Consider the following 25,769-nt stretch of genomic DNA (forward strand, 5'->3'; position numbering starts at 1 on the left):
CGTCTCTTCTCCTATTCACCCGCGAGTTTGAATGTTTCGCCGTAGGCGCGCGCTGGCTTGCCGAAGCCGCAGGACGTGCCATCCGTGACCTTGACTTGGTCCTCCCAGGGGAGGCGGTATTTGCCGGCGATGAGGTCGTGCATGTAGGTGTAGGGCGCGTCGCCTGCGCCGCCGGCAACGGCGACATAGCCGCGATGGCCGAACTGGTAGATGTTGTTTTCAACGCCCCAGCCGAGGCGGGCTTCGCGCACGAGGTCGGGGCGCACTTCGGCGGTGATGATCTCGTTGACGCGTCCCGATATCCCGTGAGCGATGATCGAGCCATCGAAATTGCAGATCATGCCTTCGCCCATACTGTCGAAGGTGCCGTCGGAGCCGCACATGCAGACGTTCGCCGTGACCATGAGATTGCAGAAGGCGTTCGACTGGTTGGTAAAGCGCCAGCTGTCGCGGATGGGTGCCGTATAACCGGCAGTGCGAATCATGATTTCCGCACCCCTGTAAGCGCATTCGCGGGCCATTTCCGGGAACATGCCGTCATGGCAGATGATGAGCGCGAGCTTTGCGCCCTTTGGCCCGTCGATGACGGGAATGCCGAAATTGCCGGGCTCCCAAGGCTCGACCGGCACCCATGGGTGCATCTTGCGGTAATAGAGTTTCAGGTCACCCTTATCGTCGATGATGATACCGGAATTGTAAGGCATACCATCCGGGTTCAGCTCCATGATGGAGAAGCATCCCCAGATCGCATTCTCCCTGCAGGCCTTCTTGAAGGCTGCGACTTCCGGTCCGTCGAGCGTGCACATGATCTCGGGGTTGATATCCATCGACAGGCCGTGCAGCGCATATTCAGGGAAGACGACCAGATCCATGCCCGGCTGGTTGCGGCGCGCCTTGCCGACGAGATCGACGATCAGCTGTGTCTGGCGGGCAAGATCTTCCCTCGTCACGGTGAGGGGGAGCTGCAACTGCACGAGACCGATGCCGACGCCGTGTTCCGATTTGTTCAGTCCGCCGAGGCCGTTCATGGCTTGGTTCCTTTCATGCTTATTTCGTCAGGGAAAGCGCCCCGGGTGCACCGGCGAGCGAACGTGTCGGCGAGGAGGTGGCGATCATGATGACCAGGGTCAGCACGTAAGGAGCGGCGTAGAAGAGATAGTAGCCTTGGGTGACGCCGACCGATTGCAGCGCCGGGCCAAGCGCACCAGCGCCACCGAAAAGAAGGGCGGCGAGGAAGCAACCGATCGGGTTCCAGCGGGCGAAGATGACGAGCGCCACGGCCATCAGACCCTGACCCGATGAAATGCCCTCGTTCCAGGATCCCGGATAATAGAGCGAGAGGTAGGCGCCGCCGATGGCTGCCAGTGAACCGCCGACGGCGGTTGCGAGCAGACGTACACGATCAGGATTGATGCCCATGGCGCGTGCGGCATCGGTGCTATCGCCAACGACGCGCAGGATCAGGCCGATCCGGGTATTCTTGAAGGCCCACCAAAGGATGAAGGCGAGAGCTGCGCCAAGCAGGAAGAGCACGTTGATGTTCAACGCCGCCTGGATCTGCGGCATGGTCGACCAGAAGCCGAGTGGTATCGCCGGCAGATGCGGGGCGGCAGGCTGGATGAAGGACTTGCCGAGGAAGAAGGCAAGCCCAAGACCGAACTGCATCATGGCAATGCCGATGGCGATATCGTTGACCTTCGGCCATTTGCAGATCCAGCCATGCACGAGGCCGAACGCCGCGCCCGTCGCCATGGCCGAGAGCACTCCGAGCCAGGGCGAATTGGTCATCACGGCGACGGCGTAAGCCGTCATGGCGCCGAAGACCAGCGTACCTTCAAGTCCAAGATTGATGCGGCCGGAACGCTCGGTGACAGTTTCGCCGAGGCTGACGAAAATGAAGGGCGTGGACACGCGGATGGCGCCTGCAAGGATGGCAAGGGGCACGCCCCATAGGCCGATGCCTGTCTCTTCCATCAGAGGCTCCTTTTCCAGAGGTCGGGATTGAACATCTTGAAGCGGCCGTAGAAGGTCTCGCAGAACAGGATGACGATGAAGAGCGTGCCCTGCAGTACCAGCACGGTGGCGTCGGGCAGGCCCATGCGGCGCTGAATAAGACCGCCGGAGGCATCAATGCCGCCGAGCAGGATCGCAACGGGGATGATCGCCAGCGGATTGTGACGGGCGAGGAAGGCGACGAGGATGCCGGTATAGCCGTAACCGGCGGCAAGCGATGCATTGGCACTGCCCTGGACGGCTACGACCTCGATCATCCCGGCAAGTCCCGCGAAACTGCCAGCGATTGCGGTGAAGCCGGTAATCAGCCTGCCGACCGGCAGGCCCTGGATCTGAGCAGCGCGCACATTGCCGCCGGCGATGCGGGCGGCAAAGCCGAAACTCGTCACTTCTATCAAAATCCAGGAGAGGATGCAGGCGATGATGCCGATGACGAGGCCCCAATGCACGTCCATGCCGGGGATGTTGCCGAGCATATATTCCGGCGGCAACGGCTTGGTCGATGGCTTGTTGAGGCTGGCGGGATCGCGCAGTGGCCCCTCGACGAACTGGTTCATCAGGGCGATGGCGATATAGGACAGCAGCAGCGAGGAGATCGTCTCGTTGACGCCGCGATAATGGCGCAGGAAACCGGCAAGGCCGATCCAGATGCCGCCGACCACCATGGCGGCGATGCCCATCACGATGAGGGTCAGGAGGACAGGTGCCGAGCCGGCCAGCGGCATGGCCATGGCTGCAGCGGCAACGCCGCCCAGCACGACCGCTCCTTCCCCGCCGATGATGACGAGGCCGAGGCGGGCCGGCAGGGCGACGCAAAGTGCCGTCAGGAGAAGGGGTGCGGCACGACTTAAGGTGTTCTGCACCGAAAACCAGCTGCCGAAGCCGCCGGTATACATGAGCTGGAAGAGCATCGCCGGCGATTTGCCGATCGCCAGTATGAACAGGGAAAAGAGCGCAAGACCGATCAGGATGGCTGCAAGGCCGATCATAGCAGGTTCGGCGTGTCGCGCGATCCATTCGAGGACGGGGCGCAGCGACGCCGGCTTTTCGGAAGCGACTGATAGTGCGGGATCATTGGCCTGAACGGTCATGGCGCTTCTCCCCTGACGGTTTACGCTGTTGACCCGACGACGCCCTCGACCAGGTAGTTCATGCTTTCGAGCTCGATCGCATCTTCGGCGTAGCCCTTGTCGGCCGCGACGACGGTCTCGCCCTTATTGTCCYTCAGTGGCCCCTTAAACACCGAGAAGCTCCCCTTCATCATCTCCACCTGGGTCGCTTCGAATGCCTTGCGACCCGCCTCGGAAACGCCAGGACCGAGCGCGCTCATCTTCACGAAGCCGTCCTTCAGGCCGCCGCGCACGAAGTTGCCGAGCTTCTCGCCCGCCTGTGCCTTCTTGACGAAGTCACTATAGACATTGCCCCAGGCCCATTCGGCGCCCGTGAGGTATTTCTCGGGCGCAAGCGGGCTCTGATTGGCGTGATAGCCGCAGACGAAGGCGCCTCGGCCGGCGGCCGTTTCCACGACCACCTTCGGGCTGTCGACATGGCAGGTGATGACGTCGGCGCCTTGGTCGATCAACACATTGGTGGCTTCGGCTTCCTTGACAGCGAGCGACCATTCGCCGGTGAAGATCACCTGGCAGGTGATCGTCGGATCAACGGAGCGGGCGCCGAGCAGGAAGGCGTTGATGTTCTGAAGAACCTGCGGGATCGGCTTGGCGGCAACAAAACCGATCTTCTTGCTCTTCGTCGCATGACCGGCCGCGATGCCGTTCAGATACTGCCCCTGGAAAATATAGCCGAAATAGGAGCCGGTATTGGCCGGGTTCTTGCCCTCCTGCCACAGTCCGCCGCAATGGCGGAACTGGATATCAGGATATTTGGCGGCCATGGCCAGCATATGCGGGTCGAAATAGCCGAAGGAGGTTGGGAACAGCAGGGTGGCGCCGTCGAGATTGATCATCGATTCCATCGTCTTCTGAACGTCTACCGTCTCGGGAACGTTCTCTTCTTCAACGACGGTGACGCCGGCCAGCGCCTTGACGGCGGCAGCACCCTCGGCATGCGCCTGGTTGTAGCCATTGTCATCCTTGGGGCCGACATAGATGAACCCGACCGTGAGAGCCGTCTGGGCAAGTGCGCGCGAGGAGAGGAAACCAGGTGCTGCGCCGACGAAAGCGGCGGCAGCAGAAGCCTGAAGGAAATGGCGTCGTTTCATGGAAAGGAGTCTGGTCATCGGAATGCTCCCCTTACGGCGGTCTTTGCCGTTTCGATTGGTTACTCAAAAGTGTATGCAACGGATGTGCCAGATTCTAATACTATGATTTTACGAGGAAATTTTTCGGCGTCCGGTGGATGAAATTGAAAGTGCATGCAATTTGATCGCCGAATAAGATCGAAAATTATGCATCGCATAAAAAATCATCCATCGTCATCGTTGGCGACGGATACCCCGCCAGCCCGAGCGACAGTCTCAGAATATAATGCTGCATTATCAACATGATACATCTGCATTGACTTTAAACAACCGAGCGGGCATGTGTATGCAGCCACAACAAGGTAGAATCGTTTCTTGAAGCAAGTCAGGCGCAGAGAGATCATCCGGGCTGGAACGACCGTCGAGCAGATGGTCCGGGCGATTGCCGACTTGATCGTCACAGGGCAGATGCTGCCGGGCGAGAAGCTTGATGAAGTCTCACTCGCTGTTCGTTTCGAGGTGTCGCGGACCCCGGTACGGGAGGCGTTGCGCGAACTCGGAGCGATGGGGCTTGTCGGTCGGGAGCCGAACCGCAGCGCAGTCGTCACCAACGTGACCGAGGCCTATCTGCATTCGATGTTTGAGGCGATGGCGGAACTCGAAGCGATCTGCGCCAGGCTCTCGGCCGAGCGCATGACAGTTGACGAGCGGCGCACCCTGGAACTGGACCACAAGGCATCGATGAGGCTGGTGCATGCCGGCGCGGAGGAAGAATATTCCGCCCACAATACCGAATTTCACACCCGCCTCTACCGAGGCGCGCATAATGATCATATTTTCGAGACAGTGACACAGACACGTGCGCGGCTCGCACCCTTTCGGCGAGCTCAATTCCGGCTGCCCGGGCGCTTGGCAAGATCCTACGAGGAGCACGGCCGGATCGTAACTGCCATCATGCGAGCAGATGGCCCCGTTGCTGCGCAGGCGGCATATTCCCATGTGGAAATTGTCAGCGATGCCAGCGTGGTGTTTGCAACGGCCGGGGAGGCGTGAGCGCGCGACGCCTGACCAGGTGCGTCGCATTGGCGAGAGTGCAAAGGCCACGAAGCACATGATCGCCATGGCCGCTCGCGGGATCTACTCTGCGGCTTCGATAAAGCGGTGCCGTTCATGGAGGAACTTCAAAACCGCTTCGCGACATTTGAGATATGTCCGGTCGGAAGCGAGTTCGATGCGATTGCGAGGGCGGGAGATGACCACGTCGAGCACTTCGCCGATGCGAGCCGCCGGACCGTTGGTCATCATCACGATGCGGTCGGACAGCAGCACCGCTTCGTCCACATCGTGGGTGATCATCACCATCGTGTTGCCTAGGCGAGCGTGGATTTCCATCACCGCGTCCTGAAGATGGGCGCGGGTCAGTGCGTCGAGCGCGCCGAAGGGCTCGTCGAGCAGCAGGATCTTTGGCTCCATGGAAAGCGCACGCGCAATGCCGACGCGCTGTTTCATACCCCCTGATATTTCCGAGGGTCGCTTATCTTTGGCATGCGCCATCTGCACGAGATCGAGATTGGCCATGACCCATTCATGCCGCTCGCTCTTGGTCTTCGTTCTGCTGAAGACCTTGGAGACGGCGAGATTGACGTTGTCGTAGACTGTCAGCCACGGCAGGAGCGAGTGGTTCTGGAAGACGACGGCGCGTTCTGGACCTGGCTGGTTGACCTCGCGGTTTTCAAGCAGCACGGCGCCCGCAGAAACCGGCGTCAGACCGGCAATGAGATTGAGCAGGGTGGACTTGCCGCAGCCAGAATGGCCAATGATCGAGACGAACTCGCCCTCGCAAATCGTCAGGTTGATGTCTTTCAGGACCTCGGCGCGCACGCCGCCCCGATCGACTCCTATCGACATCATCGTCAGACATGGAAGCATTCTATGGCGAATGCGGTACCCCTCGGTCCCGCCTCGTCACCTGATCCTGCGGCGACCGAACCGCCTCGAGGCACTTCGTGCCTCGAGGCCGGCGAGCATCGCCAGCAAGAATCTTTTGAGATGATACTTCACGCTCATTTCATTTCGGTATCCGTTGATCTGTCACGTAGGCGCGCCAGCCCCCCAATTCGGTGATTTCGCGCGCGCCATCGATTGCATGAGCCTCGCAGAGAAAACCTGAAATCTGGGAACCGTCATCGAGCGTTACCTTGCCTATGCCGAGCGGGGCCGGGATATTCTGGACAAAAAGCCCGAAAGCTTCCGCGGTGACTTTCCAAACCTCAACTTCGAGGCCCTTGCCATCAAAGCCGGGTTCGCGGATGAGGCCCGGCTTCGGCGGGATGGTATCGGGCAGAACGAAGAGGCGGTAGTCCGGTGCAGTCCGGCAGGATTTGACGCGCCTGCCACCTGGTCGGGTCAATTCGTGGTTGAGAGGCATGCCGGTGAGATGCGCCCCGACGACGACGATCGGCACCAAGCCGTCATCGGCCTGCGGCAGGCGGCTTTGCTCGGGGATCACCGCAAGACGATCCTTTCCCATTCCCGCGTTCGAAGTCCGATGCATGGCGTCTGCGAAGGGGGCGAGGGCGTCATCGCTAAAGGCAGGCCCGATCAAAGTCACGCCAGCAGGGAGATGACCGTTGGCGTCGAAGCCGGCTGGGACGGCGATCGCTGCGCAATCGAGCAGATTGACGAAGTTGGTGTACCGGCCGAAATGGCCGTTTTTCACGATCGGATCCGCCATCATGTCTTCGACCGTATAGGTGGTCGGCGATGTTGGCAGCATCAGGATATCGGCCTTCTCCCATTGCCTTTCGGTCTTCTGGCGCAGCGCTTCCAGCTTGTACCGGCCTTCGAAAGCGGCGACCGCGTCATAGGCTTTCGCGCCCTCGATAATGCTGAGAACCGTCGGGTCGAAATCGGCGGCATTCGTGGCAAGAAAATCCTTCACCGCCGCAAGCCGCTCGGCGACCCAGGGACCGTTGTAGAGCAGTTCAGCTGCCTGCCGGAACGGCGCGTAGTCGAAGGGAACGATGGTGGCGCCGAGTGCGCGCGCTCTTTCGATTGCGGCATCATAGAGAGCCTCGACGTGGCTGTTGCCGAAGAATTCCCGTTCCGCTCCGTCGAGCACACCGATCCGCAAACCGGAAGCGGGCAGGCCGGACGGGACCGCTTTGCGCGAGAACGGATCGGCGGCATCATATCCCTCCATCACCTTGCGGATCGCGACGCCGTCGCCGACCGTTGCAGCAAAGACGGTGACGACGTCGACGCTGCGGCAGGCAGGCACGACGCCGACATTCGGTACCAGTCCCGGTGTCGGCTTTATGCCGACGAGATTGTTGAAGGCAGCCGGTACGCGCCCGGAGCCTGCCGTGTCGGTGCCGAGCGCGAAGCTCGCCAGGCCCGAGGCGACGGCAACAGCCGAGCCGGAGCTAGAGCCGCCCGACACATAGTTTCTGTCGAAGACTGAGCGCGGCGCGCCGTAAGGCGAACGCGTGCCGTTGAGGCCGGTCGCAAACTGATCGAGATTGGCCTTGCCGACGACGATCGCGCCCGCAGCCCTTAGCCTCGCGACGACGGTTGCGTCTCTCTCGGGATCGTAGGAAAATGCGGGGCACGCGGCCGTTGTCGGCAGACCTTCCACATCAATATTGTCCTTCACCACGAAAGGAATACCCCAGAGCGGCAGGCTGTTCGGCTGAGGCGCGCGCTCCATCAGGGCGCGTGCCTCAGCTCGCATCGTATCGTCTGGCGTCGGCGTGATGAAGATTGCCGGATCCATCGAAGCCGCGCGACGGACAATGACGGTCTCGATGACCTCCAGCGGCGTTGTGCCTGCCTCATAGGCTGTGCGAAGGCTGGTCAGATCAAGAATGGTCGGCAGCATGGTTCAGCATTCCTCCAGAACAACAATGATATCGCCCGCTTTGACATTGCGTCCGGGGCCGGCGCGCAGGTCGCGGACGCGGCCTGGCGCATGTGCGGTGACGTTGATTTCCATTTTCATGGATTCGATGATGGCAAGCGTATCGCCCGCCGCAACCGGTGCGCCCGGCGCGACCAGCAGTTTCCAGATATTGCCGGGCACGGCGCTAGCCACGCCGAAACAGCCTTCGGGAATATCGCCATCGGGGCTTTCGCCGACACCTTCGTCAGTGACGAAGGTGTCGAGGCCCGCCTCCTTCCAGCGCTGGCGCTCGGCTTCGAAGGCGGCCTGCTGGCTTGCCTTGAAGATTCCAATCGAGGAGGCATTCGCCTGCAGTTCTTTCTCGTATGCAGGGTAGGAGAATTCCGTCTCTTCGATGCGGACGGGATAGCCCCCGTGCGGGAAGGCGCTGCGCGCCTCCTTCAGCTCCTGGTGGCTGACAGGAAAGAAGCGGATCTGATCGAAGAAGTTTAGCAGCCAGGGCTTGCCCTCGGCAAAGACCGGTGTCTGCCGCCAGGTGTTCCACACCTGGATGGTGCGGCCGAAAAGCTGGTATCCGCCGGGCCCTTCCATGCCATAGATGCACATATAGGCACCGCCGATGCCGACGGCATTCTCCGGCGTCCAGGTGCGGGCCGGGTTGTATTTCGTGGTCACCAACCTGTGGCGCGGGTCGACCGGGGTGGCGACCGGTGCCCCAAGATAGACGTCGCCGAGGCCGAGCACGAGATAGCTGGCGTCGAAGACGACGTTGCGAACGGCCTGTTCATCCGCCAGCCCGTTGATGCGCCGGATGAACTCGATATTGGAGGGGCACCAGGGCGCATTCGGCCGCACGAGCTCCTGATATTTGCGCATGGCAAGTTCGGCATCCGGGTCATTCCAGGAGAGCGGCAGATGCACGATGCGGCTTGGCACCTTGACGTCCTCCGCCGTCGGCAGACTCGCTTCGATATCGGCCAGCAGGCCGAGCAGGCGTTTGCGGGTCAGCGTCGTGCCGTCATAATGGATCTGCAGCGAGCGGATTCCGGGCGTGAGATCGATAATGCCGGGCAGGCGGGCCTGCGATACGGCCTGCATCAGAAGATGCACTCTCAGCCGCAAGGCAATATCGAGCGTCATCGGCCCGTATTCGACCAGCAGATTGTCATCGCCCTGACGGCGGTAGACGACCGAGACCGGTCCGTCGTCGCGCTTGCCGATGATGGGCGAGCCGGCATCCTCCTTCGCCCGATGCACCGCTGGACCGGCGATGGGGTCTTCGGGACGAGAGACGGGGTGAAAGCAAATGCGATCACCAGGCTTGAACTGGCCCATTTTCCACTGTTCGTCGCGAGCGATCACCGCCGGGCAGACGAAGCCGCCAAGCGATGGCCCGTCCGGTCCGAGAATGATCGGCATGTCGCCGGTGAAATCGATCGCGCCGATCGCATAGGCATTGTCATGCAGGTTGGACGGATGAAGGCCGGCTTCGCCGCCATCGCTGCGCGCCCATTTCGGCGCGGGGCCGATCAGGCGCACGCCGGTGCGAGCGCTGTTGAAATGCACCTCGTAGCTCGTCGAAAACAGGGCCTCGATATCGCCATCCTCAAAGAAATCCGGTGCGCCATGCGGACCGTAGACAACACCGACATCCCATTCCCGCGTCAACTCTGCCGCCTCGGTCGCCGGCTTCGGTGCATCGGCGGCCGCCTGACGGGCAAGGTGCAGCACATGACCTGTCTTCAGTGTGCCGGTGGCGTTGCCGCCGAACTGGCCGAGCCCGAAGGTAGCGCGCGAGCCGAGCACGACAGGGGCGGCAAAACCGCCCGCCACGGCGAGGTAAGCCCGCTGCCCGGGGCCATCTATGGTGCCGATCGACAGGATCTGGCCGGCGCGGATGGTAACCGCTTCGTCATGCGGCAGTTTTTCGCCATCAGTGCTCATCGCCATCCTTGCGCCGGCAAGGGCGACCACCGTATCGGTGTGAAATTTGAGGACCGGGCCCGACACCGTCAGTTCCAGTGCCGCGACTGTATCGTCGTTGCCGACGAGACGGTTGGCGTGACGGAAGGAGCGCTCGTCCATCGGCCCGCTTGGGGGCACGCCGACATGCCAGAGGCCAAGCCGTCCCGGCAGTTCCTGGATGCTCGACTGCGCGCCGGGCGCAATCACCTCGATGACATCGGGCACGAAGGAAAAATCGCGCAGCGCCGTCGTCCCCACCTTGCCGCTCGCCAGAAGCTCGGAGCTGGCGATGGCCCTGAGATAGTCGAGATTGGTCTCGATGCCCGATATTGACATGTGGGCAAGGGCCGCCTTCAGTTTTTCGATCGCCGCCGGGCGGTCCTCGGCCGACACGATCACCTTGGCGAGCATCGGATCGTAAAAGGGTGTGACCTCCGTGCCGGTCTCGATCCAGCCGTCGATGCGCGCGTCTTTAGGAAAAACGACCTCCGTCAGCAGGCCGGCACTCGGGCGGAAATCCGCATGCGGCATCTCGGCATAGACGCGAACTTCGATCGCGGCCCCTTTCGGCTGCAGAGCCTCCGCACTGGACATTACATCCTCGCCTGCGGCCTGCCGGATCATCCATTCCACTAGGTCGATGCCGAACACGGCTTCGGTGACGGGATGTTCGACCTGTAGGCGGGTATTGACCTCAAGGAAGTAAAATTCCTCCCGCAGGGGATCGTAAATGAATTCGACGGTGCCGGCGGATTCGTATGAGACCGCCTCGCCGAGGTCGACGGCTGCCTTGTACAGGCGGGCGCGGGTTGCCGCCGAAAGGCCGGGGGCAGGGGTTTCTTCCACCACCTTCTGGTTCCGCCGCTGCAGCGAGCAATCACGCTCGCCGAGCGCGATCACCTGGCCTTTTCCATCGCCGAAGATCTGCACTTCGACATGGCGTGCCTCAGCCACAAAACGCTCGATATAAACGCGCGCATCGCCGAAGCTTGCCCGCGCGGTGCGCTGCACGCTTTCGAAGGACGCCTTCAGGCTTTCGGCATCGGCGCAGAGCTGCATGCCGATGCCGCCGCCGCCAGCCGTGCTTTTCAGCATGACGGGATAGCCTATCGTTTCTGCGGCGGAGAGTGCATCATCGACGTTCGACAGCAGACTGGTGCCGGGCAATAGCGGCACACCGCTCGCCTTAGCGAGTTCGCGCGCCGTATGCTTTAGACCAAAGGCTGAGAGGTGCTCAGGCCTGGGACCGACGAAGGCGATGCCTTCTGCGGCAAGCCGCTCGCCAAAGCCAATATTTTCCGACAGAAAGCCGTAGCCGGGATGCACCGCCTCGGCCCCTGTTGCCTTGCAGGCGGCAATGACCGCATCGACATTGAGATAGCTTTCGCTGGCCGGCGCCGGCCCGAGACGGATGGCCTCATCCGCCATCATCGCGGGCTTGGTGAAGCGGTCGGCATCGGAATAGACGGCGACGGAGGCAATGCCCATCCGTCGCAGCGTCTTGATGACCCGGATGGCGATTTCGCCCCGGTTGGCGATCAGGACTTTCTTGAACATGCTCAGTCCTCGCCATTCCAGATCAGCACCCGGATCGGCGTCGGATCGAAGCCGTTGCAGGGATTGTTGATCTGCGGGCAGTTGGAGATGACGCAGAGCACGTCCATTTCAGCGACGAGTTCGACATAGTCCCCAGGCGCGGAAATGCCGTCGACGATCGTCATTTCGCCATTCGGCTTAATGGGCACGTTCATGAAGAAGTTGATGTTGGGCACGATATCGCGCTTGCCCAAGCCGTGTTTGCTGACCTCAAGGACGAAGTTATCGCGGCAGGCATGCAGGTATTTCGTTCCATGGCCGAAACGCACCGTATTGCTTTCGCAAGAGCAGGCGCCGGCGGACGTGTCGTGGCGACCGCAACTGTCGGCCGTCATGGTCAGCATGACATTGCCTTCATTCGACATGATCTTCGTGCCGATGCCGATATAGGCAGCACCCTGCATGCGCATCGTATCCTGGTTGGAATAGCGCTCGGAGAAATCATCGGCACGATAGAAAAGCGTGTCGATCGCCTGTTGGCCGTAGCTGTCCTCGATGCGGATCGTCTGGCCCTTGTGTACGATGCCGGACCAAGGGGCCTCGGCCGAGATGACATGATCCTCGACGGCGGTTTGCGGGCTGCGGGCAGGCGAGGTCTGAATGAAATCGGTCATCGTCGTCTCCTCAGGCCTGCATAAGGGCGTTGTTTTCGAAGCCACGCACGGCTTCGGTCGTTGCCGTGCGGCAAAGATCATCCGCAGCCGGAGCCGCCGCCTTGTAGCGGGTGATGACAACAGGCTTCGGTTGGTAGGCCGGATCCGGATCGAGCGGATGCGGGCAATTGGAAAAGCCGACCAGCATGTCCATTTCGGCACGCAACTCGACGTAATCGCCGCTGTTGGAGCGTTTGCCCTGCCAGCCAAAGCCGCCGGCCTCGGCAATGCGCACTGGCGCGAAGAGATTGAGGATGCCTGGAATATCGCGACGGTCGAGGCCGAGCTTGACCGCGACGAGGACGAGGTTGTCGCGGGTGTTTCGGGTCTTCTGGCCGGCATATTTCGCTGCGTTCGAGGCAGCCGTCGAGCCGCCCATCAGGCAGTCATGGGCGCCGGAACTATCCTCGATCATCGAGAACATGACGCGGCCCATATCGGAGAAGATCACCCGCCCCTTGCCGAGCGCCGTCGTCCACTGAACCTTGGCGGTATCGACGAGATTGATCCGCTCGCTCGTATCCTCAGCATTCCAGGCGACGAGCGCTACCGTGGAATTGCCCTCGGCCTGATCGACGCGGATCGCCTCGCCACGCAAAAGCTTCGTCGACCAGTACCAACCACCGGGGATGGTCTCCTGGTGGATGACGGTGTTCGCATCGATGGTCGGCGCCGGCAGCAGGCTTGGGCCAGGCAGGGCCTTGGGCGCGAATTCCAGACCCTTTTTCTGGTGCTCCTCGTAGCGTGCGCGATTGGCGGCGATTTCTTCGGACGAGCGTCTTATATGCATCATAGCATCTCTCCTGACGGTGCCAGGTCGTCCCGGCTGTGCCCCAGGGAAGAGACCGGGCCGTCCCGGTCGGGGCTGAAGATCGTTGACTGGCCGGCAAGGCGCGGCGGCCAGATGGAAATGTCCTTGGTAATGGTGGCGCCGTAGCGTTCCTTCTCTTCCGGCCGGTCTCGACGGCGTTCGAAAGCGACGACGCGGCTGGCGAGTGTGAAGGCCTCGCGCATGTCATGGGTAACCATGACGACCGTCATCTGCGTTTCGTGCCAGAGCCGCTTCATCAGCGTGTGGATTTCGGCACGGATGCCGGGATCGAGCGCGCCGAAGGGTTCGTCGAGCAGCAGCACTTTCGGCTTCATGATGAGTGCTTGGGCGAGCGCAAGGCGCTGCTGCATGCCGCCGGAAAGCTGGGCCGGATATTTGCTCTCCGAACCGGCGATTCCGACTTCCGCAATCAGCTGGCGTGCTTCCGCGATGGCGTCGCGGCGTGCCGGGCCGAAGAGTTTGGCCCTGTAGCGCGCGGCGGTCAGTTCCTTGCCGAGCAGCACATTGCCGAGCACCGTCAGATGCGGAAAGACGGAATAGCGCTGGAAGACGACGCCGCGATCCGGTCCCGGCTCCGGCGGCAGGGGCTCGCCGTCGAGCAGGATCTTGCCCCTCGTCGGCTGTTCCTGGCCAAGCAGCATGCGCAGGAATGTGCTCTTGCCGCAGCCGGAAGGCCCGACAAGGGCGACGAAGGCGCGCGAGGCGACGGTCAGTGACACATCCTCGAGCACAATCTGGTCGCCGTATTCCTTCCAGACCCTTTCGATCTTCAGCTCGCTCATGCCTGCTTCTCCAGTTCCGACCAAGGGAAGACGGCGATGCGCAGACGGTCGAGCAAAGTGTTCATCACCACGGCAAGCAGGGTGATCCAGACGACATAGGGAAAGATGATGTCCATCGAGAGATAGCGGCGGACGAGGAAGATGCGGTAGCCGAGGCCTGAATCCGACGAGATTGCCTCGGCCGCAATCAAGAACAGCCAGGCCGGGCCGAGCTGCAGCCTCAGACAGGTGATCAGCCGCGGCAGGATCTGCGGTAGCACGACACGCAGGCCGATCTGCCAGGAGGAGCCGCCGAGCGTCTCGGCCTTGACGATCTGCTCACGCGGCAATTCCAGCGCCTTCAGCGCCAGGTCACGGATCATCGTCGGCGCAACACCGATGACGATGAGGGCGATCTTCGATGTTTCGCCGAGACCCATGAGGATGAAGAGAATCGGCAGAAGCGCCAACGGCGGAACCATGGAGATCACGGCGACAAAGGGGGAAAGCAGCGCCCTCAGATAGGGCAGCATGCCGATCAGCATGCCCACAATCAGCGCAATTGCCGTCGAGATACCGAGGCCGGACAGTAGGCGGATCAGGCTCGCGACCGTATCCGACCAGAGCAGAAATTCGCCGGTACGCTGGTCGGCGACGAAGGCCAGACGGTTGATCGCATCGCCAAAGCCGGCAAGGCTCGGCAGAAGCTTGTCATTGGCATTTTCCGCCAGTCGCGCGGCCGAGCCGAAGGCATAGGCAAGGGCGAGCAGCACGAAGGGCAGCAGCATCAAGGCGAACTGCGCGCCTCGGCTCGGCCTCGTGTTGATCCAACGCATGGGAATGCTCCGCTGATGAAGGGGAGAGGCGCGGGCAAGCCGCGCCTCCATTACGGTCAGAGCGAACCGTCGGCGGCTGCCTTCATGTAGGTTTCGGTGAAGCGCAGCTTCACGTTGCCGGCGTCGCCCAGTACCTTGCCATCAGGCATTTCGATGCCGATGACGTCGGCAGACGGCGCACCATTGCCGAGCAGGCCCTTTTCGAAGAGGAAGTTGCGCACCAGATCCATGGTCTTCGGCAGATTGGGTGAGGCGACGAAAGCAACGGCATCAGCCGGCTTGTCAAAGAGCTTGGTAGCTGCGAGCTGGGCTTCGAAGCCGGCGAGATCGGTGCCCGAAGCCGAGCCCATGGCCTCGCGGGCTGCCTTGCCTTCGGCGGTGTCTGCCCGCAGCAGGGCAGCGGTCTCATACCAGATGCCGGCGAGCGCCTTGCCGAAGTTCGGATTGTCTTTCAGCACGCCGCTATTGGCGACCATCAGGTCGATAATTTCGCCTGGCACCTGCGAGCTGTCGAAAACCTTCTTCGCCGAGGGATCCTCGATGATGGTGGAGACCAGCGGGTTCCAGGTGACGACGGCGGTGACATCGGGCGTCTTGTAGGCGGCAACCATGTCGGCATCAGATGTGTTGACGACCTTCACGTCCCGCTCCGTCAGCTTGATGCTTTCGAGCGCGCGGGCGAGCAGATAGTGCGAGACGGAGAATTCGACGAGATTGACGTTCTGGCCCTTGATATCGGCAAGGCTCGCCTTGTCCTTCAGGATAACGGCGTCATTGCCGTTCGAGAAGTCGCCGACGATCACGGCGGTCGTATCGACGCCGCCGGCGGCCGGGATCGACAGCCCGTCCATATTGGTCAGCGTCACGGCGTCGAAGGCGCCGGCCGTGTATTGGTTCATCGACTCCACATAGTCGTTGAACTGCGTGACATCGATCTTGAGGTCGTATTTGTCAGCCCATTTCTTGACGATGCCGTGATCGGCTGCATAACCCCAAGGCATCCAGCCCACATAGATGGACCAGGCCACCTTGAATTCGGTCTTCTGTTCCGCCTCTGCGACGGAAGCCAGCCCAAGCATCAGCGATACCGCCAGCACTGGGATGGAAACAATCTTTGAAAAAGTCTGCATTGAAATTCCCCTTCTGCTTTTCTTCAAAAGGGATCGGCAATGACCATCGTGCCACCAATCCCTTGGCTTACGAGGTCTCCCGGGCTTTTGTCCCGCCGTGCACCCAACGGGATTTCTCCCCCGCCGGTGGTGGCTCTCGGACCAGCCGCGCTCTATAAAGCGCCGGAACCCTAGCCACCAACTCAACTCATCTCACGCAAGAGGCGTGCCAGCTTATAACTATTTGATTTTTCTTGGCTCAGCCGCTTTGGCACTTTGATATTGTGCACACTTGCAGCATTTTGCTCAATATTTGAGCGCCGATGGAGGTAGACCTTGCAGGCGATCACGTTAAGGTCGTAGTTGCGCCGACACACTGGCTATTGCGCATCCTGTGTGCAAATGGCGGCAACAGGTTCAAGGTCGGACATTAATCACCCGTCATTGTATGACGCCCGCCTTGCGGAGCCCCTCCGTGACGAGCTCGAAATCGGCGGGATTCTTGAAGGGCAAGACTTTGCGACGGTATTCCAAGGAGTAGCCGGGATTGACGCGCAGCACCTCTTGCCACCTCGCGCGAGCCTCTTCGAAATGGCCGAGGTGTCCGTAACAGGCGGCCAGCAGCGCGCGCGAGACATCGGTGACGGGGTTGCGGCTCACGCGTTGCAGCAACAGTTCGACGGCCTCTTCGTACTTTCCCAATTGGAACAAGGCCCAGGCCTGAAAGTGGAGAACGACATCCGGAAAGTACGGGTTCAAAACCCTTGCCCGATCGAAATAGGCGAGTGCCTCCTCGGATCTGCCTGAATAGAGAAGTGCCTCGCCGAGGCTGACCTGCCCTTCGGCGAAGTTCGGATTGAGGACTATCGCACGCTCGGCCTCGCTGATGGCTCCATCGTGCTGTCGCGAGTAAAGGTTGACCAGACTCAGTGCCCAGTGCGCCACGGGATCGCTATCATCCAGCGCTACCGCCAGCGTCGCAGCGTCTTCGGCTTGCTCGATAGAGCGCTGCGGCGACGCGCTCCACTGGTTCAAGTAGTCGAGCCCGTGGGTAAGGGCGAGAAAGGCGTGGGCCGAGGCGAAGTTCGGGTCCAGTTCGACGGCATGTTGCAAAAGGTCGCGGGCGTCGCTGTTCGTCTGCTTCGTCAGCCGGTGCCACAGCTCCCGGCCACGCAAGAAGCAGTCATACGCCTCGGGGTGCCGGGTCTGCCCCGGGGCCAGTTTTTTCCGATCGCCGTCTGTCAGGTTGACCGCCAGCGCGCCGACGATCTGCTGCGTGACATCGTCCTGGACCGCGAATATGTCGGTCAGGTCACGATCGAACCGCTCCGCCCATAGATGCCCGCCGGTGCTCGCGTCGATGAGTTGCGCGGTGATGCGTACCTTGTTCCCCGATTTGCGTACGCTGCCCTCAAGTACATGCCGAACGCCGAGCTTCCTGCCCACCTCCTGCACATCGACGTTCTTGCCCTTAAAAGTGAACGACGAATTGCGGGCGATGACGAAGAGCTGCGACAGCTTCGATAGTGCCGTGATGATGTCTTCCGAGATGCCGTCGGCGAAGTAGTCCTGTTCGGCGTCACCGCTCATGTTGGCGAAGGGCAGGACCGCGATCGACAGCATCGGCGACGCTTCCGTCGCCGGTTGGCTTGTCGCGGTTTCCGAGGCCGCGGCTGCCTTGGACCCGGCGCTGCCGACTTGCAACGAATAGACCCGGATCGGCTCTGTGATGTTCTTGAGCTGCGTGGTGCCGAGATCGCTGACCGAGAGGTCGAGCCTCGCCTTGACCTGACGGTAGGCATCCTCGGACAGGCAGATCGCGCCCGCCGCGGCGACGCTCTCCAATCGCGAGGCGATGTTGACGCCGTCGCCCATCAGATCGCCGTCACTTTCCTCGACGACGTCGCCCAGATGGATACCGATCCGGAAGTCTATGCGACGGTCCTGAGGCACGCCGTCATTGCGCTCCACCATACCGTTCTGCACCTCAATGGCGCAGCGCACGGCGTCCACCACGCTGCGGAACTCGACCAGCGCACCATCGCCGGTGCGCTTCACCACCCGGCCATGGTGCACAGCGATCGTGGGATCGATGAGATCACTGCGCAGCGCCCGCAACCTCGCCAGGGTGCGGTCCTCGTCGGCGCCGGCAAGCCGGCTGTACCCGACCACGTCCGCAACGAGGATTGCAGCCAGCTTTCGGTTCTCGCTCATGGAGCCTCTCCTCACGTCCACGATAGCAGGGAGAAAGAGGGCAAAAAAGAACTTTTAGCCTCTGCTCAGAGCGATCTTGGTTGAGATCGAGTTGGCCGTTCGGCTCATGTGGCGCAGCCGGCGTTGTAGCCCACGCGCAATGACCGCTCTGCCAGCCTCCCCTCGTTCCGCGGTCGTTCCGAAAGCCCACTCCGGTCAGGTCACGAAGATGTATGCTCTTTGAAGAACCGCAGCCTGAAGGCCCGGTCAGCTTTCGGCCCCAAATTAGTCACTCCAGCCAGCCTGAGTTCAGCGGGTTCTGCTAGAAGCTCGCAAACCCGGCATTCAGGGACGCTAGCGAACCCGGCAGCAGCGACGTGCTTCGGAGGTTCAGAAGGCCTGATAGCGGAGGGGTCATCTGCATGCCAAGGCAGAAGAGGCTGCATGGTTTGCTGGCGGCAGTCGTATACTGGTCCCATCCGTCAGCCTAGTCCTGATTGGCAACCACCGGCAATGTGCGTTCGTTGGGAACACGAGCCTCGGTCTGCCTTGCTGCTGACACGAGGCGCCGCTTTGCGCGGATTGCGTGCCATTGTTGGTCAAGGAGGACGCCAATGAGAATTACACCACCCATGACGGCGAAATTCAGCGACGAGGGGATGCCAAGCAGATTAACGAGGTTCTGCAACTCCTGGAGAAGCACCGTCCCGAGCACGACGCCAACGATCGATCCCTCGCCGCCGCGGAGCGAAAAGCCGCCGAGTACGGCAGCGGCAATCGCGTAGAGTTCATAGAACTGGCCATGGCTCGCCGGCGAGATCGAGCGTGTATACATGGCGAAATAGATTGCTGAAAGCGCCGTAAGCAGTCCGCAGATGACATAGGCCGACATTACCATCCGGCCGGTACGGATACCGGAATAGCGGGCCGCCTCCTCGTTTTTGCCGATCGCGTAGAGATAACGTCCAAAGACAGAGCGATGCAGTACCACCCACATGACCACGGAAATGATGACGAGCGCAGTGAAGGTGTTGGGGACGCCATAGAACCGTCCCGCCGTCAGAAATTCAAGGTCCGGGAAATTTTGGCCGAACGCAAACCCCGCCGTCCCGTCGGCCGTATAGAAGCGCGCCGCCCCGCGGTAGATAAGGAGGCCACAGAGGGTGACGACGAAGGGTTGCAGGTTCAGCCGGGTGATCAGCAAGCCGTGAATGGCGCCTATGGCTCCACCGAGCACGAGAATGAGCGGTAACGCCAGCATCCATGACATGTCCTGGACCGCGACGAAATCCACAAACAATACGCCAAGAAGGGCTACGAGCGAACCAACGGAAAGTTCGATACCGCCTGTAATGATGACGTAGGCCTGGCCGATCGACAGGATGCCGAACAGGCCGATCAGGTTGGCCGTATTCGCCAGGTTGATTGGCAGCAGGAAGCGCGGGTTGATGATGGCGACGATGACGCCGACGACGACGATCAGAAGCAGCAGTCCAAGATCTTTTTTGACCATTCGAGATCCACCCCCGATACCCAATTATATTGACGCAGCTGCTATTTTACGCGTTTGCCGACAGCAAGCAAAAGGACGCTTTCCTGACTGACCTCGTCCTCATCGAGAATGCCGGCAATCTGGCCTTCGTGCATGACGGCAATGCGGTCTGAAACGCCGATCACCTCCTCCATGTCGCTGGAGATCATCAGGATCGCAACTCCGGCATCTGCAAGCGCCCGCATAAGGCCGTAGATCTCGTTCTTCGCGCCGATATCGATACCGCGCGTCGGCTCGTCGAAGATCATCACCTTCGGGCTCATCGATAACCATTTGGCAAGAACTACTTTTTGCTGGTTGCCGCCCGACAGAGTGCCGGTTCGGGTCGAAACGGAAGGGGCCTTGATGCCGAGGCGAACGCGCTGCTTTTCGGCCGCCGCCATCTCCCGCTCGTCGGAAAGCATGAAGCGGCTGGCGAGCGTGGGGAGGTCGGCAAGCGTTATGTTCTGCGCGATTGGAAAGTCAAGAAGTATGCCGTTGCGCTTTCGATCCTCCGGGACCAGGAAAATACCGCGAGCAACGGCGTCCCGCGCGGAACGGACAGCAATTCGCTGCCCATCCTGCAGGATGACTCCGCCGTAGCTGCGATCAATGCCAAAGAGCACCCTGGCAAGCTCGGTACGGCCGGACCCGACGAGGCCCGCAAGTCCCAGGATTTCTCCATATCTGATTTCCAGATCAACGGGACGGCTGGGGTAGGCCTCGGTGCGCGCGGCACTTACCTTCAGCGCAACTGAGCCGGGTGAGCGCTGCGGCTTTGCGGTACGGGCTGCAAGCATCCGGCCGATCATCAACTTGACCATTTGGTCGTGGCCGATGTCCTCCTTGGAGAGCGTGCCGACAAGGGCGCCGTCGCGCAGGACTACGACCCGATCGGCGACGCGCTCAACCTCGTGGAGGCGATGCGAGATGAAAATAACACTGATGCCATCCGCCTTTAGCAATTTGATGATGCTGAGCAGCCGCTCGGTTTCCGCCATCGGAAGGCTGGAAGTTGGTTCGTCGAAGATGACGAGCCTCGCGTTGATAGACAGCGCCTTGGCGATTTCCACCATCTGCTGCTCGGCCAGCGAAAGCGACGCCACGGGCGTGTCGGCGGAAAAATGCGCGCCCACGCGCATCAAGAGCGGCTTCACCATGTCCCTTAGTCGATCGCGATCGACGAGCTTAAGAGGACCCGCCTTCAGTGGTTCGCGCCCCAGAAAGATATTGGCAGCGACGTCGAGATTCTCAAAGAGATTGAGTTCCTGATGCACGAAGGCAATGCCAGATGAGATGCTCGATTCGACGGTGAGGAAACGAAGCTCTGTCCCGTCAAGCAGGATCGTGCCCCGATCGGGTGCGATCACACCGCCGAGGATCTTCATCAACGTCGATTTGCCGGCCCCGTTTTCGCCGACAAGGCCAATGACCTCTCCCGGCACGATGTCCATCGAAAGATCCTCGAGTGCAATGACGCCTGGATAGGTCTTGCCGACTCCGGAAAGCGAAAGGAACGGCATTGAGGGCACGCCCGGTGAGGGGATGTCGCTGCTATGATTCATCGCCTGCCCATGACTGCTGGTAATGTCGACGTGATCCGCGGCGGCGGCGAGGGCCGCCGCCGCGAAGGCGGATTATTTTCCAGCCATGGCCTTCAGGTTGGCGGCATACTTATCAACGTCATCCTTGCCGATGATCACCGTCGGGATGATGATTAAGCCATCGGCGGGAACGCCGGACTTGTCGCCCTTGAGGTAGGCGGCCATCAATTTCATACCCTGATAGGCCCATTCGAACGGCTGCTGTACGACGGTCGCCGCGATCGTGCCTTCCTTGACGCCGCCGAGCGTGATCGGATCGTCATCAAAGCCGACGACGGTGATCTGGCCGAGTTTGCCTGCGTCGCGCAACGCCTCATAGATGCGCGGCGTGTTGTAGGAGTAGAAGCCGACCATGCAGGTCAGGTCGGGGCTGGCCACCAACGCATCCTCGACGTTCTTCTTGGCGCGCGTCTGGTCGATGTCGTCCCCGCGAACATCGACAAGCTCGATCTTGGTACCCTTGAGCCCTTCCTTCATTCCTTCGATGCGTTCGCGGGCGTTGTCGGCGCCCAGCAGGCCGACGAAGCCCATGCACTTGCCGCCGTCCGGCATTGCCTTCTTGGCGATTTCGGCGGCCTGCTTGCCGGCATCGACGTTCGAAGAACCGATGTAGGCGACACGGTTGGTCTTCGGCGCGTCGCTGTCGGTGGTGAAGAGAGCCGTCTGCGAGCCGATCTTGTTGAGGCCGTCCGTCTGGGTCTTGGGATCGACGGCGGAAACCATAATCCCCTTGACGCCGGCACTGACGAGATCTTCCATGAGACGCTGCTGAATGGCGACGGCTGCCTGCTCAGGATATTTCAACTCCATGGTGTAATCTGGCATTTCGCTCTGCGCCTTCTTCACCCCCGCCTCGGCAGCTTTCCAGAAGTCGGACGCTCCGTTGACGACGAAGGCGAGCGTCGGCTTGTCGGCAGCGTGGGATGTAGCCATAGGTGCAGCACTCAGCATTAACCCGGTGAAAAACAAGGCTGCATGTTTGCGTTTAATTTGTTTCATAATACACCTCCCGAAGGCCGCAATTGCGAGGGCCCGTTCGCGACTTACGGCCGGCCGAATGCGCGCCCTTCAAAGGCTCGTCGCAAGGCGACGTCTGGCATGGTGCCGATCGCCCTGCGACGGTATACAAGAATCTTAATTAGTAAATAGTAATATTAGTGAGGAGCGGGAGGAGCTTCGGCATAGCCGTTCGATCGAGAGGCCGTACCTATTGCCCGCGACTGCGTGTTACAATTCCAGCGGAACTCGAGGTCAGGCGATATCCTCGCTACCGTCGGCCCGTATTTTACGCCACTAATCGTGCCTCGATATCTTCAAATGGACAAGCCGACGCAGGTGTCGATCAAGCAGTTCTTTCCAGAGGGCGGAACGAGAGGAGTGCAAAATCGTATGCAAAGGGCGAACGGAGCGGGAAATTATGCGACGCGCCGTAGCCCTGGTGGAAGGCGAAACGGTCGGAATTCGTTCAGCATCTGGTGTTCCGCATCCAGGTGTAGATGCCGGTAAAGTTGATATGTTCGCAAATCAATGGCGAGAGCTGCTTCAGCCCTTGCTGACACGAGAAGGCGCTTCAGGTATGTCGCCCGTTATCTGCCGGTGTCCATGCTGGATAGGGATGGCGAGGTCGATAGGAGCGTGTAGCCCCAGACTGTCAGTTCAATATCTGCAGGATAGAGCGTTGGTCGGCCTGAAGCCTTGGCTGCACGCCGGGTTTCTCGAATTCCAGGGCTGATACTGGAAATCGGCGCTGTTTGCTCTTTGGTGCGTCGTGCACGATGACGCTAACGTGGCCAATCCGATAACCAATCCAGCTACTATAAGCGTCCGAATTCTGGTCATCACGGTCACCTTCAAGGTAGCGACTCGAAAAATAGAATTCATGGCATGACCCGCCGTGTCAACGGAGAGAGAACGCGAGCGATTTTCCGGGGGATTGACGCATGTGGTCATGGCTTCAGTTCCTTCCGATCAGCGTGCAGTTGCTCGACGCAATTTGCCGCCGCCATGCGTCTGTTTGACCACGGCTCTAGGCACCAACAATTGCTGCAGTATTACCCGCCGATTTGCCCACGGATATGGCTGCAGACTGTTGACTGAGCGAACGGCGAGCCTGCGTTGTGCCACCTTCACTGCCCAGACGTCGTTTGTCGATCACAAGCAGTTCGGCCATTAGGAGGTAATCTAATTCGGCTCCGCAAAATGTTCGGGATTGGGGTCCTCCTTGCAACGTAAAGCTGGTCGCCACGCCCAGTTTAAGGATCGATCTAAACCGGTGAAATCTTTCGCGGAGCGTCTCGGCCTCGCGCTGGCGTTTCCACGCCTCGGCAGCGCCGTGCGATGGATTTTAAGCTCCGTAATACTGCTGCAACCAAAGAAGTGAAAACCAAGACAGATCAAAAGAGGATCCGTGATGAGGAATTCGCTGAGTTGGGTCACAAACGCAGAGACGAACGTGCTGAATAAAATGCATCGGCCCGCGCTCACTATTGGCACGCGAAAAGCGTCAGCAGCCCAGATCGTCTAGCTGGCCCCGAAACGCGTCGCCGTACACCGATGAAATCGGTGCGCAGGAAAGCCAGAAGCGCATCAGATATTATCAAAAACCGCAGCAGGTGAAAATGTCGAATAAAGCCGTGAAGATCGCGCTGCACACCGAGCAGAGAGATGAATATTTCCGCGAGCAGAACCAGGTATTCGGGGATTTTGCATTTACAGCGAAGGTCGCTAATGTCTTCGACGACATGGTTTCCCGATCTGTGCCGTTCTACATGGAAATGCAGCGCATGGTCTCCGAACTCGCGCTCGATTTTTCCAAGCCCGACACCAGCCTCTATGACATAGGCTGCTCAACCGCGACAACGCTTCTGACGCTCGATCCGCTTCTTGATCCGAGTATGAAATTCATTGGCCTCGATAATGCACCCGAAATGCTGGAGAAGGCGCGGCAGAAACTCCAGACCACGGAGACGCGCCGAATAATTGATTTGCAGGTCGTCGATCTCCACCAGGGGATACCGGTGGAAAATGCAAGCATCGTTACGATGCTGCTGACCCTGCAATTCGTCCGCCCGCTATATCGCGAACGCACGATGAAGGCCATTCATGCGGGGTTGAACGATCAGGGATGTCTGCTTCTGATCGAGAAGCTCACCAGCGAAGACACAATATTCAATCGGCTTTTCATTCAGCATTATTACGATTTCAAGCGCTTTAACGGCTATTCCGAAATTGAGATCGCCAACAAGCGCGAGTCTCTGGAGAATGTCCTTATACCTTACCGGCTGGAAGAAAATTTCCAGCTGCTCAAGGAAGCGGGCTTCCGCAGCGTTGAAGTTTTCTTTCGGTGGTACAATTTCTGCGGGATCATCGCCGTCAAGTGACGCACGGGCATGATAAAACTCATGAAGACAATAATGATATCGATCGGAGAGTTTCTCTTCCGATACAGAAACCAGGTGTTCCCTCTCATTATCGTGGCGCTGTTCGTGCTGGCCGCGCCCCCACTGGCGCTGTTTGACAGTAAAGCGCTTGAGCAGGTCAAGGACTGGGTGGCTCTGCTGATTGCGCTATCGGGCCTCGTACTGCGTGCGACCGTCATCGGTTACGTCTACATCCGGCGCGGCGGGCACAACAAAAAGGTCTATGCGAGTGACCTTATAACGGAAGGAATGTTCGCCGTTTGCCGCAATCCTCTTTATGTCGGCAATATGCTTATTTACGCCAGCATCTTCCTGATGCACGGTCACCCAATTGTCGTGATCGCAGGCATCGGCCTTTTTGCCTTCATGTACAAATGTATCGTCCTGGCGGAAGAGGCTTATCTCGAGGAGAAATTCAGGGATGGCTATCGCGATTATTGCGCGGCTGTACCCCGCTGGCTTCCTCGGTTCAGCAGGTTTGCCGAAGCGACAGAAGGGATGACGTTCAAGTTCAGACGTGTCCTCCTGAAAGATTACTCAACTGTGGGCGCGACCTTGATCGCTCTCTCGCTTGTCAAGATCTACGAACGTATCGTCCTGCCGGATCCGTTGCAGTATACCGGTGACTTCGTGCAGTTTGGCTTCCTGATCGTCGTGCTTTCGACGCTTACAGGTTTGGTCAGCTACTGCAAGAAACGTGGGTATTTGGCCGAGAACAAACCTTAAACCGGGATGTCTGCAGCGACAGCCCCAAGGCGGGCTTTTCGTCGCTCCGAACTGCACCGCTGCCAGATAAGGACCAGGCTCCACTGTTTTCAGCATGGACCGCATCTAAGCCTGAAGACAACACGGCCGTCGCGCCCATAGGTTCGTTCGTTTAGGAACTTCTCCAGGTGCAACGCCTGATCCAGCTTTCATCGCGATGTTTCGAAAGTCTTGATCGCCTGCGGATCGCTGATGAGAAGCTGCAACAGATCGTCGACGGGGCGTGACGGCAGGATGACCGTGTGGAGGAAATCCTGTGAGAGGAGGTGCTCCATCAGCGCCTCCAAGCATGTTAGCATCCGCAACCAGATCACCGATGATGACCGTTCGCTGTGCCGAGGTGGACCAGTTTTCGGACGGTTGGACGTGGAACCTCAGATAGCCGCGTTCG

Annotated in this window: 20 protein-coding genes and 1 riboswitch; of the genes, 3 read left to right on the plus strand and 17 right to left on the minus strand. The window is 60.1% G+C overall.

What is annotated here, in order from left to right; translation table 11 throughout:
• Positions 1 to 11: 11 nt before the first annotated feature.
• Genes AC1D35_RS12880 through AC1D35_RS12895 form a run of 4 tightly spaced genes read right to left on the minus strand, consistent with a single transcriptional unit; the run spans position 12 to position 4,252 of the window.
• Entirely contained in the window at positions 12 to 1,028 is a 1,017-nt protein-coding gene (locus AC1D35_RS12880; protein ID WP_477938662.1) for a formamidase, read from the minus strand.
• A 19-nt stretch (positions 1,029 to 1,047) separates the two neighbouring features.
• Positions 1,048 to 1,974 carry an ABC transporter permease gene (locus AC1D35_RS12885; protein WP_113309967.1) on the minus strand — a complete coding sequence of 309 codons (927 nt, stop codon included), beginning with the start codon at positions 1,972 to 1,974 and terminating at the stop codon, positions 1,048 to 1,050.
• Positions 1,974 to 3,104, minus strand: coding sequence for an ABC transporter permease (locus AC1D35_RS12890; RefSeq protein WP_113295894.1), 1,131 nt, complete (start codon positions 3,102 to 3,104; stop codon positions 1,974 to 1,976). The genes AC1D35_RS12885 and AC1D35_RS12890 overlap by 1 nt, the downstream gene beginning before the upstream one ends.
• A gap of 20 nt (positions 3,105 to 3,124) precedes the next feature.
• Positions 3,125 to 4,252, minus strand: a complete 1,128-nt coding sequence (locus tag AC1D35_RS12895) for a BMP family ABC transporter substrate-binding protein (RefSeq protein WP_477938663.1) — start codon at positions 4,250 to 4,252, stop codon at positions 3,125 to 3,127.
• Between the two features lie 336 nt (positions 4,253 to 4,588).
• On the opposite strand from AC1D35_RS12895, the gene AC1D35_RS12900 reads away from it, so the two are divergent.
• Positions 4,589 to 5,266, plus strand: a complete 678-nt coding sequence (locus AC1D35_RS12900; protein WP_477854536.1) for a GntR family transcriptional regulator — start codon at positions 4,589 to 4,591, stop codon at positions 5,264 to 5,266.
• 84 nt (positions 5,267 to 5,350) lie between these two features.
• Here the strand turns inward: AC1D35_RS12900 and AC1D35_RS12905 are convergent, their stop codons facing one another.
• The 12 genes from AC1D35_RS12905 to AC1D35_RS12960 form a co-directional block, all read right to left on the minus strand.
• Complete coding sequence (locus AC1D35_RS12905; protein WP_477938664.1) at positions 5,351 to 6,121, minus strand: ABC transporter ATP-binding protein; 771 nt, start codon at positions 6,119 to 6,121, stop codon at positions 5,351 to 5,353.
• Positions 6,122 to 6,281: 160 nt separating this feature from the next.
• A complete protein-coding gene (gene atzF, locus AC1D35_RS12910; protein ID WP_477938665.1) occupies positions 6,282 to 8,093 on the minus strand; it encodes an allophanate hydrolase in 1,812 nt (603 codons plus the stop codon).
• 3 nt (positions 8,094 to 8,096) lie between these two features.
• Positions 8,097 to 11,636 (minus strand): urea carboxylase, encoded by a 3,540-nt coding sequence (gene uca / locus AC1D35_RS12915; protein WP_477938666.1) that lies wholly within the window; start codon positions 11,634 to 11,636, stop codon positions 8,097 to 8,099.
• 2 nt (positions 11,637 to 11,638) lie between these two features.
• Positions 11,639 to 12,289, minus strand: coding sequence for an urea amidolyase associated protein UAAP2 (locus tag AC1D35_RS12920; protein WP_477854538.1), 651 nt, complete (start codon positions 12,287 to 12,289; stop codon positions 11,639 to 11,641).
• 10 nt (positions 12,290 to 12,299) lie between these two features.
• Positions 12,300 to 13,121 carry an urea amidolyase associated protein UAAP1 gene (locus AC1D35_RS12925; protein ID WP_477854539.1) on the minus strand — a complete coding sequence of 274 codons (822 nt, stop codon included), beginning with the start codon at positions 13,119 to 13,121 and terminating at the stop codon, positions 12,300 to 12,302.
• Positions 13,118 to 13,942: an ABC transporter ATP-binding protein gene (locus AC1D35_RS12930; RefSeq protein ID WP_477854540.1), complete on the minus strand. Its 825-nt coding sequence runs from the start codon at positions 13,940 to 13,942 to the stop codon at positions 13,118 to 13,120. The genes AC1D35_RS12925 and AC1D35_RS12930 overlap by 4 nt, the downstream gene beginning before the upstream one ends.
• A complete protein-coding gene (locus AC1D35_RS12935; protein WP_477854541.1) occupies positions 13,939 to 14,757 on the minus strand; it encodes an ABC transporter permease in 819 nt (272 codons plus the stop codon). The genes AC1D35_RS12930 and AC1D35_RS12935 overlap by 4 nt, the downstream gene beginning before the upstream one ends.
• A 56-nt stretch (positions 14,758 to 14,813) precedes the next feature.
• Positions 14,814 to 15,887: a putative urea ABC transporter substrate-binding protein gene (locus AC1D35_RS12940; RefSeq protein ID WP_477854542.1), complete on the minus strand. Its 1,074-nt coding sequence runs from the start codon at positions 15,885 to 15,887 to the stop codon at positions 14,814 to 14,816.
• A gap of 74 nt (positions 15,888 to 15,961) precedes the next feature.
• Positions 15,962 to 16,072: riboswitch (guanidine-I (ykkC/yxkD leader) on the minus strand.
• 235 nt (positions 16,073 to 16,307) lie between these two features.
• Positions 16,308 to 18,080: an adenylate/guanylate cyclase domain-containing protein gene (locus AC1D35_RS12945; protein ID WP_477938667.1), complete on the minus strand. Its 1,773-nt coding sequence runs from the start codon at positions 18,078 to 18,080 to the stop codon at positions 16,308 to 16,310.
• A 466-nt stretch (positions 18,081 to 18,546) separates the two neighbouring features.
• Complete coding sequence (locus AC1D35_RS12950; protein ID WP_477854544.1) at positions 18,547 to 19,572, minus strand: ABC transporter permease; 1,026 nt, start codon at positions 19,570 to 19,572, stop codon at positions 18,547 to 18,549.
• Positions 19,573 to 19,613: 41 nt separating this feature from the next.
• Positions 19,614 to 21,155, minus strand: coding sequence for a sugar ABC transporter ATP-binding protein (locus AC1D35_RS12955; RefSeq protein WP_477938668.1), 1,542 nt, complete (start codon positions 21,153 to 21,155; stop codon positions 19,614 to 19,616).
• 72 nt (positions 21,156 to 21,227) lie between these two features.
• Positions 21,228 to 22,193, minus strand: a complete 966-nt coding sequence (locus tag AC1D35_RS12960) for a sugar-binding protein (protein WP_113295880.1) — start codon at positions 22,191 to 22,193, stop codon at positions 21,228 to 21,230.
• A 1,487-nt stretch (positions 22,194 to 23,680) separates the two neighbouring features.
• Here AC1D35_RS12960 and cmoA point away from each other — a divergent pair.
• The gene (gene cmoA / locus AC1D35_RS12965; protein ID WP_477938669.1) at positions 23,681 to 24,574 is read left to right on the plus strand and encodes a carboxy-S-adenosyl-L-methionine synthase CmoA; all 894 of its coding nucleotides are present in this window, start codon (positions 23,681 to 23,683) and stop codon (positions 24,572 to 24,574) included.
• Between the two features lie 33 nt (positions 24,575 to 24,607).
• The gene (locus tag AC1D35_RS12970) at positions 24,608 to 25,339 is read left to right on the plus strand and encodes a methyltransferase family protein (RefSeq protein ID WP_477938670.1); all 732 of its coding nucleotides are present in this window, start codon (positions 24,608 to 24,610) and stop codon (positions 25,337 to 25,339) included.
• 188 nt (positions 25,340 to 25,527) lie between these two features.
• Here AC1D35_RS12970 and AC1D35_RS12975 read toward each other — a convergent pair whose 3' ends face one another.
• Positions 25,528 to 25,653 carry a hypothetical protein gene (locus tag AC1D35_RS12975; RefSeq protein ID WP_477854548.1) on the minus strand — a complete coding sequence of 42 codons (126 nt, stop codon included), beginning with the start codon at positions 25,651 to 25,653 and terminating at the stop codon, positions 25,528 to 25,530.
• Positions 25,654 to 25,769 lie beyond the last annotated feature (116 nt).

The sequence above is a fragment of the Rhizobium sp. P1_E6 genome (assembly GCF_056405875.1).